Source organism: Paraburkholderia sp. LEh10 (genome assembly GCF_017814945.1).
GTDB lineage: Bacteria > Pseudomonadota > Gammaproteobacteria > Burkholderiales > Burkholderiaceae > Paraburkholderia.
The window spans coordinates 1-16,105 of sequence record NZ_JAGIPX010000052.1 but is presented as its reverse complement, the minus strand read 5'-3'; the positions used below and the strand labels follow the sequence as shown (position 1 = coordinate 16,105).

The following is a 16,105-nucleotide window of genomic DNA, read 5'->3' as shown; positions in this document are numbered from 1 at the left end:
ACGGGATGTCCGAAACTGCAACGAAATCGCGCGACGACGCGAAGAGCGCGTTGATCGCGTTGCCCGCGAACGCGCAACGCGGCGCGTTGACTATCGAATACCGCTGGCTCAATGCGCATCGGGCCGATGCGCCGCTGGCCGTGTTCCTGCATGAAGGCCTCGGATCGGTCGCGATGTGGAAAGACTGGCCGCAGACCTTGTGCGACCGGCTCGGCATGCGCGGCCTCGTGTACTCGCGTCCGGGCTACGGGCGCTCGACTCCGCGTCCGCGCGACGTCAAGCTGCCCGTGGACTTCATGTCGCTGCAGGCGCGCGACGTGCTGCCCGCACTGCTGGATGCACTCGGCGTGAGCGCCGTGGAACGGCAATGCATGTGGTTGATCGGACACAGCGACGGTGGTTCGATCACACTGCTCTATGCAGCCGCGTTTCCCGATGCGCTGGCAGGCGCCGTCGTCATCGCGCCGCATGTCTTCGTCGAAGACATCTCCGTCGCGAGCATTGCGGAAGCGAAGACGGCATACGAACAGACCGATTTGCGCAGCAAGCTGGCGCGTCATCACGACGACGTCGACTCGGCCTTCTATGGCTGGAACGACGTATGGCTGAGCGCGGCGTTCAGGTCGTGGAGCATCGTCGATGAACTCGGCGGCATTCGTTGCCCGCTGCTTGCCGTGCAAGGCCACGACGATCACTACGGCACGATGGCGCAGATCGAAACCATCGCGCAACGTGTCGCGCGTGCCCAATTGGCGAAGCTCGACCACTGCGGACATTCTCCGCATCGCGATGCGCCGCAGGCGCTCAATGAGGCGATCGTCCAGTTCATCGAAGTGCACTCCGATTCCATGCGGACCTGAGTCGTTCGGTGACGCATTTCGTTGCATGTGGGACGGCCTCTGACACCTGCGCACGCAAAGCCCCCTGCCGCGACCATTCTTTACATTTATCCCGTTCTCAGCCAGCCGCGACGGTATAGGATGCCGAACGACCGCGCGTCGCAGTGCCCTGCGGGCTCACGCTCTCTACACGCGCGTTTCCGTATCCCCCTCCAGATAACGGCAACATGAATCGCGATCAGCAACAAGAATCCAAACAGCCCGACGCCTCTCGCCTCGTTACCCGAACCACTGTCGTCGCAACCAGAAAGCTGCTCGCGAGCCACGGCCAACTCGTGTTCGGCAGCGGCCTGATCGCGACGATTCTCGCACTCGTGCTCAGCTTTCTATCGCTGCTCGGTGTACTTGCATTCCAATTCCCGCAGTACTTGACCACACCGGAACTGCGTCACGTCTACTCAGTAGACCTGATGCGGCATCTGCTGTTCACTGCGCTGATCGTATCGGGCGGGCTTGCACTTGGCAGCATCGTGATCGACAACCGGCGACACATCAATGCACTTGCGTTCATCTTCGTGCTCGCAGCGGTCGCGCTCGGGGGCTCGCGCGTACCAGTCGGTGACTTCCCAGATCACACGCCGTATATCGGCGCCGACTGGTTCATTCTGGATCTGCTCGGTTCGACCACGATCTTCGTGCTGGTCGAAAAGCTCTTTCCGTTACACCGGCAGCAACCCGTGTTTCGCGCCGAATGGCAAACGGACATGGTGCACTTCGCGGTCAATCATTTCATTATCGGTCTCGCACTACTGATCGTGAACCTCGCGATTCATCGTGCATTCGGCTGGATGGCCAATGCAGGTTTCCAACATGTAGTGCAGCAGATTGCATTCGTTCCACAGTTACTGCTTTGCATGCTCGTTGCCGATCTCGCTGAGTACACGGCGCACCGTGCCTATCATGAAGTGCCCGTGCTATGGCGCTTTCATGCAGTGCATCACAGCGTCAAGTCGATGGATTGGCTTGCGGGGTCGCGTCAACACCTGTTCGGGTTGATCGCCACACGGATTGCCGTGCTGGGTCCACTGTTCGCGCTCGGCTTCGACAAGACGGTTATCGATATGTACATCATCGTCGTGGGCTTCCAGGCGGTGTTCAACCACGCAAACGTCAGCCTGCCTTGGGGGCCACTGCGCTACGTTTTCGTCACGCCCGATTTTCACCATTGGCACCACTCGTCGGAAGATGAAGCGATCGACCGGAATTATGCTGCGCACTTCGCGTTCATCGACCACCTGTTCGGCACGGCCGTCCAGACAGACAGGCGTTTTCCCGAGAAGTACGGCGTCGTTGGCGATTACGTCCCCGATGGATTTTTCCAGCAACAGGCATTTCCTTTCCGGCGCCATTAAAACCCTTGCCGTCGCGATGTCGGCAAGGGCCTTCAGACAAGCTGAACGCGCTCAACCGCGCTTCGGAATCTCCAGCCCCCTCACGACGGCGGGACGCGCAAGAAACGCATCGAGCGCGCGCTTCACATGCGCAAACTGGTCGATGCCGACCAGATGGCCCGCCTCGTAAAAGCCGACGAGGTTGCGCACCCAAGGGAACGTCGCGATATCGGCGATCGTGTAGTCGTCGCCCATGATCCACTTGCGCGTCGCGAGCCGCTCGTTCAGCACGTTGAGCAGCCGCTTCGCTTCGTTGACGTAGCGGTCGCGCGGGCGTTTGTCCTCATATTCCTTGCCCGCGAATTTGTGGAAGAAGCCGACCTGGCCGAACATCGGACCGACGCCGGCCATCTGGAACATCAGCCATTGAATCGTCTCGTAGCGGTCCGACGCGCGCTTCGGCATCAACTGTCCCGTCTTGTCAGCGAGATAGATGAGGATCGCACCCGACTCGAACAACGGCAGTGGCTCGCCATCCGGTCCGTTGGGATCGATGATGGCGGGAATCTTGTTGTTCGGGTTGAGCGACATGAACTCCGGCGACATCTGATCGTTGCTGTCGAAGCGCACCAGATGCGGCTCATACGCGAGGCCCGTCTCCTCCAGCATGATCGACACCTTGACGCCGTTCGGTGTCGGCAGCGAGTAGAGCTGGATGCGCTCGGGGTGCGCCGCGGGCCATTTCTTCGCGATCGGGAAAACGGATGGGTCAGGCATGAAAGGTCCTTGTCAATTCCCGTTGACGAACGGGGGATCAAAACAGGCAATCAATATAGACGGGTTGTGCCGTCTTTGCTCGTGCCCGAACAGCGACGCATCGGGAGGCCGGCATGCTGATGTTTCGCGCGCGCCAAAGCGTGGGATCACGCGATTGCTCAATCGACGCGGACCGTTTGCGCCCGCGCGTCGGACGGATCGAACAGGTGCACGAGCGTGCGCACGCCAAGGTAGCCGATCAACAGGTTGGCGCCAACGAACACGGGCGCCGACAGCGTCTGCGCCGGCGGCACGCCGGCCTGCGCGAGCTTCATGCAAGCCAGCGTCGCCGATGCGACGCCGAACGTATAGGCCCACCACGACGGCGCGAACGGATTCTTCATGAGCCAGCCACCCAGGCGCATGCCGATCATCATCTGGAACAAGCCATAACCGAGCAACATCACGATCCAATGATGGGCGGAACCCGGTTGCAGCACGAGAGCCGCCGCCGCGCCAACCACGGGCGGCGCGAACTGGATGCCGAGCAGCGGACGCTGTGCAGCCGGCAGCGGCGCGCCGTGCCACAACCGGTAGATGATCAGCGGCTCGATGGCCAGCCACGAAAATAGACCCGCGCCGAACAGCAGCCAGCCCCACTCGGGGCGGCCCATCGTCGCGAGCGCGGCCGCCCCCGTGAAATTGCCGGCGACGGTCGGCAGGTAGAGCGTGGGCGCCGTATCGAGCATATCGCGCCCGCCCTGCCATAGCAGGCCCGTGTGCCACAACGCGAACGCCAGGTGCCACGCAAGCCCCGCCACCGCCAGCGCCGCCGCCAGACCTCGCGAATACGGGAACACGGCCTGCACGACCAGCAGCGTCGACACGCCCAGCAGCGCGGCCGTGCCGCCCGCCACGGGATGCGTGAACTCGTCGACGACTTTCGCCGGATGCCGCAGCGCATGCAGCGCATACGCGAGCAGCAAGCCGAACCAGACGAGCGTCGCGAGCAGCAGGATCGTTTCGCCGATAGCAGCGGGCACATGCCACATGCGCGCCGCGACGCGCCACGACTGTCCGAGGCCGGACAATCCGAGCACGATGCTGAAAAGCGAAGCGGAAATCGATGTGTTGTTCACGGTGCGGGTGCGATCTGCTTTCGGGGCTGCGCGAGTCGAGGTTCAAGGGGCCGCTCGCGCATCGCGCGTGCGCCGCGTATCGAGGCGAAACGCGAGTGCATCGGCAAGACGCGCTTTTGGACAACCTTCGCGCGTGCGCAAAGTATGACGACACCCCGCAGAATGCGCCGGGTTCATGCGTCGTCGAACCAGGTTCAGCGCGCCGGCGGCAGGAACTTCAGCAACGCGCCGGTAACGGCTGCAGGCTGCTCTTCAGCCACCCAATGGCCCGAACCCTGCACGTTGACGGCCTCGACGTTTGTGGCAACGTGTCGCAGATGCTCGCCGATAATGGGACCGAAACTTCCAGCGCCGCCGATGCCGAGCACAGGCATCGTGAGTTTCGTCCTGGCGAATGCCTGGTTGGCCTTCACGTCGTTCGGAAATGCACGGTAGTATTCGAAGCCCGCGCGAAGTGCGCCCGGCATTGCGTATTCGCGGGCATAGGTTTGCTCGACTTCGTCGGTGAACGCGCGCGAGTTCACGGCCTCCGAGTTGTGGAACCACTTCAGGTATTCGAGTTCGCGCCCCGCAATCAGCATCTCGGGCACGTCCTGCACCGAGTAGAAACGGAAATGCCACGTGCGCGGCGTCTGCACGAGTTGATCCCAAGGCTCGATACCGGGCAGCGGCACGTCGAGAATCGCGAGCGTGCGCACTTCGTCCGGGTGCTGCGCGGCATACGCGTACGCGACCATGCCGCCCATATCGTGACCGACAAGATTGATCTGCGGACCAAGCCCGAGTTTCTCGACGAGAGCGCGGATATCGTCGGCGACGGTTGTCTTTTCGTAGCCCGCCGCGGGTTTGGACGTATCGCCGAGACCACGCAGATCAGGCGCCAGCACCGTATAGCCGCGCGCGACGAGTTGCGGCATCACATGGCGCCACATGTACGACGTGGAAGCCCAGCCGTGCAGCAGCACGACCGTCGCGGCGCCCGGCTGACCTTGTGCGAGCAGATAGTGATAGCGCACGCCGTTCACATCGAGCTTGCCGTCGTGAATTTTCTCCGTCGAGTTCACGATGATCGATGAGTTCGGCGGCAGATAATCGATCGAGGAGGCCGCGTGTGCGGGATGTGCCACGGCCGTTAGCGCGATCGACGCGGTGAGCAAGGCAGATAAGAACGTGTTTCGCATGGTGACGTTTCCGATGGATGAACCGCGTCGTTCCGTCGTGATTCGATCAGGGAATCAGCGGACAGAAAAAGCCAGTGCTGGAAAGCCGGCGGACGCGTCGGCGCGTTACGCGGCGGATGTCGATGATGTTAGAGAGGGCCGCGCGAATAGACGTACGCGTTCACCGATGAACTCATGCGATCGGATTGCACGTGTGGGGGGGGGCGCGCTGGAGGTGAACTACGCGAATGCGCTGCGTGCCCCGAAAAGTTCAGGCGCGCGGGCTCAATGCGGGTGCCGATGATGGATATCGGGAAAATGTGCGTGCGTATGCGTGATGGGCGTATGACTGTGAGGATGCGCATGCGGCTCAGCGCCATCCCAGTCGAAATCATGCGGATGTTGATGATGCTCGTCGTGCCGATGTCGATGGTTGTGATCCAGTGCTTCGTGCGTATGTTCATGCACATGGCGTTCGCGCAGATGCAGCCAGACACCGAGTGCCATCAGCGCGGCTGCGATCCAGAACGACAACGGCGGGCGCTCAGGCCAGAGCGCAAACGAAATGGCGACGCCGCACAAAGGCGCCACCGAAAAGTAGGCCCCCGTGCGCGCGGTGCCGAGATGCCGCAAGGCAACGACGAACAGGACGAGACTCACGCCGTAGCCCGCCCAACCCGCCACCATCGATGCCGCGATCAGCCCCACTCCCGGCATATGCGCGCCCGACAACAGCGCAATGCCTGTGTTCACGATGCCCGCGGTCAGCCCCTTGACGCATGCAATGAACACCGCGTCGTTGTTCGAGACCTTGCGCGTCAGATTATTGTCGACGGCCCAGCACAGGCACGCGAGCGCAACCAGCGACGCACCCGCGCCCGCCCCGCTCCCGCCAGGCTGCCACGACAGCAGCGCGCCGCCCGCGACAATCGCCAGCATGCCGATGAACACGCGCGCGTCGACGTTCTCGCGAAAGACGAACCATGCGATCAGCGCAGTGAACACGCCTTCGAGATTCAGCAGCAATGAAGCCGTCGCGGCGGGCGTCACGCTCAGGCCGAACATCAGAAGCGACGGCCCCGCGATACCGCCTGCGACGATCGCGCCGATCAGCCACGGCAACTCCGTCACCGGCATCGGATGGTGATCGTGGTCGTGCGCGTTCGGCTTGCGTCGCAAACGACGCACGAACATCGCAATGGCAAGCCCGCCGCCGCTGCCGAGATAGAACAGCCCAGCCACCATGAACGGCGACAGTGCACCCAGCAGCGCCTTCGCGAACGGCGTCGTCGCGCCGAACAGGACAGCTGCCAGAACGGCTGCGAACGCGCCGCTGTAACGTGCATTCATGATGTGAGCCTCACCCTGTTTCCAATACCGCAGTACATCTATTCGATGGGTGACCATGCGCGGGGAAAAGGTAACGACCGCGTCACCCCGCGCTGACCCGCTCTCCCGCCACACGCTCGTCCGAGGAGCCCACGACGCGCGCGAGCACTGGCTGTAACGCGCTCCCCGTATGGCTCGCCGTGACACGCGTGAGGCTTTCGGGATCGGTCGCCGCGACGACCGACCCACCACCGACGCCGCCTTCCGGTCCCAGATCGATGATCCAGTCCGCCTCGGCGATCACGTCGAGATCGTGTTCAATCACGACGACGCTATGTCCCGCGTCCGCGAGGCGGTGCAGCACGCGGATCAGCTTCGCGACATCGGCCATATGCAGACCGACTGTCGGTTCGTCCAGGACATACAGCGTGTGCGGCGCCTTTTGTCCGCGACGGGTAATGTCGTCGCGGACCTTGCTCAGCTCGGTGACCAGCTTGATGCGCTGGGCCTCGCCGCCCGACAGCGTCGGCGATGGCTGGCCGAGCGTCAGATACCCCAGGCCCACGTCCTTCATCAGTTGCAATGGATGCGCAATATTCGACATCGACGCGAAGAACTCGACGGCTTCGTCGATTTCCATCGTCAGCACGTCGCCAATATTCTTGCCGCGCCACGTCACTGCGAGCGTTTCCGGGTTGAACCGCTGACCGTGACATACGTCGCACGGCACCTTCACGTCCGGCAGGAAGCTCATGCCGATGGTGCGCACGCCCTGCCCCTCGCAGGTGGGACACCGGCCATCGCCCGTGTTGAACGAGAAGCGCGAAGCCGTGTAGCCTCGCGCCCGCGCTTCGAGCGTGTCGGCAAACAGACGGCGGATTGTGTCCCATACGCCGATATAGGTAGCCGGACACGAGCGCGGCGTTTTGCCGATTGGCGTCTGGTCCACTTCGAGCACGCGATCGATCGACTCGAAGCCGCTGATCGATTCGCAGCCTTGCCATGCATGCGTGACGTTGAGCGACGGCCGCGGCGCAGTGCGCGCAAGGACGCTCGAACGACGGTTCGCAGCGGGCGCCTCTTCCGTCTGCGCGGCCTTGCGGGCGCGGCGCACGGCGGGCGACGACAGCACGGAGCGGCCGACGGCATCGAGCAGATTCGTCATCAGCACATCGCGAGCGAGCGTCGACTTGCCCGAACCGCTAACGCCCGTCACGGCGACGAGACGCCCCAGCGGAATACCGACCGTCACGTCGCGCAGGTTGTGCAGTGTCGCGCGATGCACGGTGAGCCACTTGTCCGGCACGGCCGCCGCGCGCTTCGTTTCAGCCAAAACAGGACGCCGCGCCTGCAAAGGATGCAGGATAGGCTGCGCGAGAAACTGGCCCGTCAGCGAACTGGACTGCGCGGAAAGATCGCCGACGCGGCCCTGCGCGACCAGCGTGCCGCCGCGCTTGCCCGCGCCGGGACCAATATCGATGATGTGATCAGCGCGGCGGATGGTGTCTTCATCGTGTTCGACGACGACGAGCGTGTTGCCCTTGTCGCCGAGCTTGCGCAGCGCGTTCAGAAGAATCTGATTGTCACGCGGATGCAGACCGATCGTCGGTTCGTCGAGTACATAGCAGACGCCTTGCAGGTTGCTGCCAAGCTGCGCGGCGAGGCGAATGCGCTGCGCCTCGCCACCCGACAAGCTGGGCGCCGCGCGGTCGAGACTCAGATAACCGAGGCCCACCTCTTCGAGGAACTGCAACCGGCTGCCAATCTCGCTGATTACGTCACGCGCGATTTCCGCGTCGCGCCCAACCAGTTCAAGTCCTTCGATCCAGCGCCGTGTGTCCGACACCGTCCATTGCGCGACGTCGACGATAGGCGTTTCGTCGAAGGTCACCGCGCGCGCGGACGGATTCAGGCGCGTGCCATGGCAATCGGGACACGGCTCCTCGCCGACGCCTTCTGGCTCCTGCTCATCCGACGGCAAGGTCTGTTCGCGGCCACGGTTGTCATCGACCAGCACGGTGTCGTCGTACGCGGCGCGTTGTTCGCGCGTCAACGCGAGCCCCGTGCCGACACAGGTGGTACACCAACCGTGCTTGCTGTTGTACGAGAACATGCGCGGGTCGAGTTCCGGATAGCTGGTGCCGCATACCGGGCATGCCCGCTTGACCGACAGCACCTTCACTTCACCGACATGCGCGGTCGATCCGTTGCTCGTCATCGCATGGCCGAGACCGTCCAGAGGCGCCAGCAGATGTATCACGCCCTTGCCCGCCTCGAGCGTTTCGTCGAGCAGACGACGCAGTTCGGCCTCGGTGTCCGCGGATACGACGATATCACCGACGGGCAATTCGATCGTATGTTCGCGGAAACGGTCCAGCTTCGGCCATGGGTCGACGGACACGAACTCGCCGTCGACACGCAAATGCGTATTGCCGCGCGCCTTCGCCCATTTCGCGAGGTCGGTATAGACGCCCTTGCGGTTCACGACGAGCGGCGCGAGCAAGCCAACGTGTTCGCCTTTGTGATCGCGCATCAACTGCGCGACGATTGATTCGACGCTTTGCGACGTCACAGGCGCGCCATCGTGAACACAGTGCTGGATACCCAGCTTCACGTACAGCAAACGCAGAAAGTGCCACACCTCCGATGTCGTCGCGACGGTGCTCTTGCGGCCGCCGCGCGACAGGCGCTGCTCGATTGCGACGGTGGGCGGTATGCCGTACACAGCGTCGACTTCGGGTCGCCCCGCAGGCTGCACGATCGAGCGCGCGTACGCGTTCAGCGATTCGAGATAACGGCGTTGTCCCTCATGGAACAGAATGTCGAATGCGAGCGTCGACTTGCCCGAACCGGACACACCCGTGATCACGTTGAACTTGCCGTGCGGGATATCGACATCGAGTGCCTTGAGGTTGTGCTCGCGCGCGTTCACGATGCGCACGACGTCTTCGCCCTCGACGGCGCGCCGCGCGCGCGCCGCATTCAGCGCAGTTTGCAGCGGCGTGCCTTGTGCAGCCGCTTCGGCCTTTTCAGCCGCCTCGGTCGGTTCGATCGCAAGGCCCATCGCCCGGTCGTATTGGACGAGCGCTTCGCCCGTATGCGATCCCACGCATTGTTTGACGTCTTCTGGCGTGCCCGCGCAGACGACAAGGCCGCCGCCATCGCCGCCTTCGGGACCCAGGTCGATCAGCCAGTCAGCCGCGCGAATCACGTCAAGATTGTGCTCGATTACGATGAGCGAATGGCCGCCTGCCAGCAGCTTGCCGAACGCCTGCATCAGCTTGGCGATATCGTCGAAATGAAGGCCGGTGGTCGGTTCGTCGAACATGAACAGACGCATTTCACGCGCCTGCTTCGCGCCGCCGCGCGCTGTACGCGCCTGAGCGGTTTCCGCAAGAAAGCCCGCGAGCTTCAGACGCTGAGCTTCACCACCCGACAGCGTCGGCACTGGCTGACCCAGCTTCACGTATTCGAGACCGACGTCGACGATCGGCTGCAATACGCGCAACACTTCGCCATCGCCCGCAAACACGCCGACGGCCTCGTGCACTGTCAACTCGAGCACGTCGGCGATGCTCAGCGTGCGCCCCGCGCGCTCGATCTTCACTTCGAGCACTTCGGGCCGGTAACGGCTGCCGTCGCAGTCTGGACAACGCAGATAGACGTCGCTCAGGAACTGCATTTCAATATGCTCGAAGCCGGAGCCGCCGCATGTCGGGCACCGGCCATCGCCCGAATTGAAGCTGAAGACGCCCGCGCCATACCCGCGTTGAAGCGCAAGCGGCGCCTTGGCGAACAGCTTGCGGATTTCGTCGAATGCGCCGACATAGCTCGCAGGGTTCGAGCGTGTGGTCTTGCCGATCGGCGACTGGTCGGCGAACACGGCGTCGCTGATGTGCTCGACGCCGCTCAGAGCGCGGTGAGCGCCCGGCGACTCGGTCGCCTTGCCGAGTTGCCGCGACAACGCGGGGTACAGCACGTCCTGGATCAGTGTCGACTTGCCGGAGCCCGATACGCCCGTCACGCACACGAGACGCTGCAACGGAATTTCGACCGTCACGTCTTGCAGATTGTGCTGGCGCGCGCTTTCGAGCACGAGACGCGGCGTGCTTTCGTCGACGGGACGATGTGCCCAATGCGCGGCATCCGCGACATGCTTGCGTCCACCGAGATACTCGCCCGTCAGTGTGCCCGACGAGCGAATGCGATTGGGCGTGCCGTCGTAAATGATCGTGCCGCCGCGTTCGCCCGGGCCGGGGCCCATATCGATCAGACGATCGGCAGCGAGCATCACGGAAGGATCGTGTTCGACGACAACGAGCGTGTTGCCGGCGTCTCGCAGACGATGCATGGCCTCGACGATCCGGTTCAGATCGCGAGGATGAAGGCCAATGCTCGGCTCGTCGAGCACGAACAGCGTTTTGGTGAGCGACGTGCCCAACGCCGTCGTCAGGTTGATCCGCTGCACCTCGCCGCCCGACAGCGTGCGGCTCTGGCGATCGAGCGTCAGATAACCCAGCCCGACATCGCACAGGTATTTGACGCGCGTGCGCACTTCGGCCAGCAACAGCTTCAGCGCGTCGTCGAGCAATGCGCTGGGCAGCGCGATCTCATCGAAAAAGCGCCGGATGCGCTCGATAGGCAGCAGCATCAGGTCGTGCACCGTCAAGCCCGGCAACGCTTCGAGCTGCGCACGGTTCCAGTCGACGCCGCGCGGCATGAAGCGCTGCACGGGATCCAGCACGGCATCCGCGTTCTGTTTCGAACCGAGCCGCCATAGCAGCGATTCCGTTTTCAGACGCGCGCCGCCACAAGTCTCACAAGGCGTGTAGCTGCGATACTTCGACAGCAGCACGCGGATATGCATCTTGTACGCTTTCGATTCGAGATAGCCGAAGAAGCGCTTCACGCCATACCACTGCTTCTGCCATTCGCCGTCCCAATCCGGCGAGCCGTTGATGACCCAGTCGCGCTCGGCTTCCGTGAGTTCGGACCAGCGCGTATCGCGACGGATGTTCGCCTTCGCCGCATAGCGCATCAGGTCATCCTGGCACTCCTTCCATGCGGGCGTCTGCATCGGCTTGATCGCGCCGCCGCGCAGCGTCTTGCGCTCGTCCGGAATCACGAGGCCCAGGTCGACGCCGATCACGCGCCCGAAACCTCTGCACGTATCGCAAGCGCCGTAGGCCGAATTGAAGGAGAACAGCGCGGGCTGCGGATCGGCATAGCGCAGGTCGCTATCGGGGTTGTGCAGGCCGGTCGAAAAGCGCCAGATCTGGGGCTCGGCCGCATCGCCCTCGACGCCTTCCCGCGCCGGCACGAGCACGTACACATTGACGCGCCCGCCTCCGCGCTTGAGCGACGCTTCGAGCGCTTCGATCACGCGCGCCTTCTCGATCTGATGCAGGCGGAAACGGTCCGCCACGACGTCGAGCACCTTGCGCATACCCGTCGGCGACGCGACCTCGCGCTGCGCCTGCACCCGCGTGTAGCCGCTCGCGGACAGCCATTGCTCGACTTCCGTCTCGCTGGTCGCCTCCGGCAATTCGACCGGGAACGTGACGACCAGACGAGGATCGTCGGCGGCCGTGCGCGCGTCGAGTTCGGCGTAGATCGTCTCCGGCGAGTCGTGACGGACGGGCTGCGCCGTCTTGCGGTCGAACAGTTCCGCCGCGCGTGCATAGAGCAGCTTCAGGTGGTCGTTCAGCTCGGTCATCGTGCCGACCGTCGAACGCGAACTGCGCACGGGATTGGTTTGATCGATGGCGATGGCGGGCGGCACGCCGTCGACGCGGTCGACCTGCGGCCGATCCATGCGGTCGAGAAACTGGCGAGCGTACGCGCTGAATGTTTCGACATAGCGCCGCTGCCCCTCAGCGTACAGCGTGTCGAACACGAGGCTCGACTTCCCCGAGCCCGACGGTCCCGTCACGACGGTCATTTCGCCCGTGCGCAAGTCGAGATCGACGTTTTTCAGGTTGTGCTGGCGTGCGCCACGAATTCGGATCGTTCCGTTAGATGACAATTTGACTGTCCGTCTGAATGAGTTGGCCCGTGCGTGCTGGCCGCCAGTCGCGACCCTGCTTGCATGCGCGTGGGGACTATGCGGAGCCTGGAGCGTGCGCCGGGGCATGGTGCCCCGCCGTGCCGGATAGGTGAATACTATACTGTATGCTTATACAGTTTTGCACGCCGATTGCACGACGATACCGCAGCGAATGGCATAGGCCAAATGACCGTTTTCTGACGCGCGCGGCCGGGAGCCGGCTCCTGCGGAGCGAGGCGCCGGTCGTGCAGCCCGTGGCGCCAGGCGAAGAGATGAAGTCCAAAAAAAGAAAAAACCGGCGCAAGACCGGATTCGAATGGCCGCCCCCTAGCCTTCGGACGAAGGCTGATCGGCTGCTTGCCACATGCCATTTGTCGCCTTCCGGCGGTCGAATGCGCATCGACGATGGTCTTCGCTCAGGTTCGCCCCCGGCGGACTACAAGGCGTCGGACGACTCCTCGCAGCACCTCCAATCGTCCGAACGCACGGAACAATGTATGAGCGCATGCTCAACAAAAACTTAAAGCTCGACGTGCACTTCAAAGCGGCGTGGTACGCCGCACAGAACGAACTCGAAACCACGCCTTCCCGAATGGAAGTTGAACGGATGCTGCCTATCATTCTGTAACACGCCGAGGTGGCGGCATCCAATCGCGGATCGGGTAGGACAAGTCCGCGTCCGATGCGGGCTTCCGAGCGCCGCGTTCTGCAGCGCCTGTGCGGTGACGGCTTGCCACTGGCCGGCATCGTCGCGAGTGAAGTGGAGGTGCGCAATGAAGTTCATTGTTCAGTGGAACGGGCTGCCGACGGCGCAGCAATCGGCCATCGAGCGCTTCATCAAAACGGGCGGCGCCCTGCCACCCGACGGCATGACGATGCTCGGACGATGGCATTCGATCGGCGAACTGAGCGGATTCGCGATCGTCGAGTCCGACAATACGGCACCCATGGCGGCATGGATGCTGCAGTGGGGCGACATATTTACGTTCAAGGTCTCGCCCGCCGTCACTGACGAGGAACTCGGCGCGGCACTGGCGGCGTATCAGGCAGGGAAATGAGCGGGCAGGTTTGAGAGATTTCGCGTTACGCGCGTGCCATGTTGAGCGGGCGATTCGGATTCTTAAGCGGGAGGCTCGCACCGATTCATCGCGTGCTGCTGATGTTCTGCGAGCCCAGCTTTAATCAGGATACCGGTGCAGTTTCGGTTCTTATGTACGGATGTCTGCCCTGTTTCGTCTCATTCGCCACCCGGACATGCCTGCTCGCTCTCCCATTGCGCGAGCAACTCGGCCGGAATCGCTCTGACAATTTCGACATACCGCTTGCCGACAAACTGCTCGGCCCGCCGCAGTAATACCGGGATGGGACTGCTGGGCTCGTTCAGTTCGAACCAGTGACGCGCTTCACGGATCCGCTCCAGCGCAGCCTCACGACTGCTCGACGCTGCACTGATGCCCGGTCCGGCTGGCTCTGATTCAATGTCGACTTGTTCAGCAACCTTCGCGTGCCCAGTTTGGGCATCTTCATTCGTCGATAGCAAGATCGCCTTATCCGTAGATGGGCTCTCGTCAACGACGGGCGCAGTCGATGGCGTATCGACGCGCGGTCCGTCGCCCACGACCCGTTGCAGCAACCGGGTGAGCGTAGCAAAGTCCGGCTGATAGACACCCAACTGCGCTTTGCACCAGCGTTCGATGGTAGCGAGGCTTGCAAGCGCATCATCGAAACCTGCGAGCAGGTTGGGATACTGGATGCGCAGATCGTCGAGCTGCCGCCTGACGGACTCCGGGGCGAGCGCGTCACCCGGACGTGGCTGGGCGAATGCCCGCTCGACGTCACGCACCTGCAGGCGTGCGGCGGTGGAGCGCGTCAGCGCGATCTCACGCACGTCGCCGAGCAATCCATCGGTATCGGTCAGTGCCTGCAGCGCGTTCATGCGGATCTCGAGCCCCACGTCCTGATCGTCATCCACGCCCGGCTGCGGATGAACCGCGTCGGGAAACGCAGTGAGCCACGCGGCCAGCAACCCCAAGCCTTCCGCCAGTCCCGTCGATGCAGCGAGCCTCGTGCGGCAGCGCGTGAACAGGACGGCCAGGCGCATGTCCTTGCTGCGCATCATCAGGCGCCGGCACTCGCGATCGACGTCACTCCAGTTCACCGGCTCTGGCGTGCCGACGAAATCGCCATATTGCGCGTCCACCTTCGCTGTCATCTGCGCCGACAGCACGACGAATTCCGGATCGTATTCAAGATCGACTCCGGCTGGCGCATCGGGATCGACGGGCGACATCCAGTGGTGATGCAGCGGCGCTGCGGCCTTAGCCTCTGAAGCTTTTGTCGTTCCCTGCTTTTTGCTGTTACTCATCCTGTCATTCCATTTGCGAGGTATTGCAACGCGCGCCGATCATTGCCTCGGACTAGTCGACGAACGTGTCCACGTAACGCTCCGGCTCGAAGCGCATACCGGTGATCGGCTCGCCACCCGGCGAACGGCCGAGCCATCCCGACCAGCCCAGTTGCTGTGGCCCGCCCATCACGGCGGGCGGTGCACTCTGGGCACGGATACGCAACTCGAGCTCCCATTCAAATTCGCGGCTGATGAAGCTGTGCACCCAGTCGACAAGCCGTCGCAAATCGGCACCGCGCGGCGTAAACCGCAAGTATTCGTCGATATCGAGCGGACCGATGACGATGCGGAAACGATGCTGGCGATCGGGAACCTGCTCGCCCAGCATCGCCCCATCACCCATCGTCGCTGCAGCGCCTGGCTTGCCGAGGTGGCTGTAATCCTCGGGCGCGACATCGATCCAGTGGAACACGTATTCGTCGATCGCTACGGGCACGCCGAAATAGCGTTCAAGCGTCATGCGCAAACCATCGGGGTTGCGAGCTTCACGCACGAGATGAGCCGACGCCGCCAGCTGTGCATGAGCAGGCAGTGCGCGCTGCGCGATCTCTTTCGTGTCCTGACCGGTCAGACTGGCGACGTAGAACGAGAACCGTTCGCTATGAGGACCTGCCCGATCGAGCCCGGCCGCCGCCTGCGCACTCGACCAGGCGCGGTACAGCAGCGTTAGATAGCGATGGTGAAATAGGTCCAGAAAATCGACCAGCGTAGGGTCGCGCCGGCTTTCTTCACGCTCCCGCGCAATCTCCGTTATGTGGATCGGCAGCGGCCCATTCGGCCCGAGCATGCCAAGCCCCATCAGGCGGATATGCACACGTCCGTCCATTTCGTCGACGCTCGCGATCTCGCGCGGCGCAAACGCAAGGCTCGGTTTCTGACCCAGCCGGAACGGTTCGGCGCCTGGACGCCGGGCCGTTCCGATGGGATCGACACGCACATCGGCGCCAATACGGCGCATCAGCGTATCCGCACGAGAATCCCCGTTATTGAGCGAACGTCGCTGATGGCTGACGATTCTCCCATTGCGATGACGGGAGG

Annotated in this window: 10 protein-coding genes; 3 read left to right on the top strand and 7 right to left on the bottom strand. The window is 63.1% G+C overall.

Going from position 1 to position 16,105, the window contains the following annotated elements; all coding sequences use genetic code 11:
- Window positions 1–5 precede the first annotated feature (5 nt).
- Window positions 6–860, top strand: a complete 855-nt coding sequence (locus J8I87_RS32050) for an alpha/beta fold hydrolase (protein ID WP_209936196.1) — start codon at window positions 6–8, stop codon at window positions 858–860.
- A gap of 206 nt (window positions 861–1,066) precedes the next feature.
- Window positions 1,067–2,251, top strand: coding sequence for a sterol desaturase family protein (locus tag J8I87_RS32045; protein ID WP_209936194.1), 1,185 nt, complete (start codon window positions 1,067–1,069; stop codon window positions 2,249–2,251).
- A 51-nt stretch (window positions 2,252–2,302) separates the two neighbouring features.
- Here the strand turns inward: J8I87_RS32045 and J8I87_RS32040 are convergent, their stop codons facing one another.
- The 5 genes from J8I87_RS32040 to uvrA form a co-directional block, all read right to left on the bottom strand.
- Window positions 2,303–3,007: a glutathione binding-like protein gene (locus J8I87_RS32040; RefSeq protein ID WP_209936193.1), complete on the bottom strand. Its 705-nt coding sequence runs from the start codon at window positions 3,005–3,007 to the stop codon at window positions 2,303–2,305.
- 158 nt (window positions 3,008–3,165) lie between these two features.
- Window positions 3,166–4,125, bottom strand: a complete 960-nt coding sequence (locus J8I87_RS32035; protein ID WP_209936192.1) for a dicarboxylate transporter/tellurite-resistance protein TehA — start codon at window positions 4,123–4,125, stop codon at window positions 3,166–3,168.
- Between the two features lie 194 nt (window positions 4,126–4,319).
- On the bottom strand, window positions 4,320–5,306 hold the full coding sequence (locus tag J8I87_RS32030; RefSeq protein ID WP_209936191.1) for an alpha/beta fold hydrolase: 987 nt from the start codon (window positions 5,304–5,306) through the stop codon (window positions 4,320–4,322).
- 264 nt (window positions 5,307–5,570) lie between these two features.
- Window positions 5,571–6,635, bottom strand: coding sequence for a DMT family transporter (locus tag J8I87_RS32025; protein ID WP_209936190.1), 1,065 nt, complete (start codon window positions 6,633–6,635; stop codon window positions 5,571–5,573).
- An 82-nt stretch (window positions 6,636–6,717) separates the two neighbouring features.
- Window positions 6,718–12,639 (bottom strand): excinuclease ABC subunit UvrA, encoded by a 5,922-nt coding sequence (gene uvrA, locus J8I87_RS32020; protein WP_209936188.1) that lies wholly within the window; start codon window positions 12,637–12,639, stop codon window positions 6,718–6,720.
- Window positions 12,640–13,433: 794 nt separating this feature from the next.
- Between uvrA and J8I87_RS32015 the strand changes: the two genes are divergently transcribed.
- Window positions 13,434–13,718, top strand: coding sequence for a DUF3303 domain-containing protein (locus tag J8I87_RS32015; RefSeq protein WP_209936187.1), 285 nt, complete (start codon window positions 13,434–13,436; stop codon window positions 13,716–13,718).
- A 179-nt stretch (window positions 13,719–13,897) separates the two neighbouring features.
- Here J8I87_RS32015 and J8I87_RS32010 read toward each other — a convergent pair whose 3' ends face one another.
- Together J8I87_RS32010 and tssG are read right to left on the bottom strand one after the other, a co-directional pair.
- Window positions 13,898–15,025: an ImpA family type VI secretion system protein gene (locus J8I87_RS32010; RefSeq protein WP_209936186.1), complete on the bottom strand. Its 1,128-nt coding sequence runs from the start codon at window positions 15,023–15,025 to the stop codon at window positions 13,898–13,900.
- Between the two features lie 52 nt (window positions 15,026–15,077).
- On the bottom strand, window positions 15,078–16,082 hold the full coding sequence (gene tssG, locus J8I87_RS32005; RefSeq protein ID WP_313067171.1) for a type VI secretion system baseplate subunit TssG: 1,005 nt from the start codon (window positions 16,080–16,082) through the stop codon (window positions 15,078–15,080).
- Between the last annotated feature and the right edge of the window lie 23 nt (window positions 16,083–16,105).

Coding starts and splice junctions, on each gene's coding strand:
- J8I87_RS32010 (WP_209936186.1), bottom strand. CDS start 15,025: ATGAGTAACAGCAAAAAGCAGGGAACGACAAAAGCTTCAGAGGCTAAG.
- J8I87_RS32045 (WP_209936194.1), top strand. CDS start 1,067: ATGAATCGCGATCAGCAACAAGAATCCAAACAGCCCGACGCCTCTCGC.
- J8I87_RS32030 (WP_209936191.1), bottom strand. CDS start 5,306: ATGCGAAACACGTTCTTATCTGCCTTGCTCACCGCGTCGATCGCGCTA.
- J8I87_RS32050 (WP_209936196.1), top strand. CDS start 6: ATGTCCGAAACTGCAACGAAATCGCGCGACGACGCGAAGAGCGCGTTG.
- J8I87_RS32025 (WP_209936190.1), bottom strand. CDS start 6,635: ATGAATGCACGTTACAGCGGCGCGTTCGCAGCCGTTCTGGCAGCTGTC.
- J8I87_RS32015 (WP_209936187.1), top strand. CDS start 13,434: ATGAAGTTCATTGTTCAGTGGAACGGGCTGCCGACGGCGCAGCAATCG.
- J8I87_RS32040 (WP_209936193.1), bottom strand. CDS start 3,007: ATGCCTGACCCATCCGTTTTCCCGATCGCGAAGAAATGGCCCGCGGCG.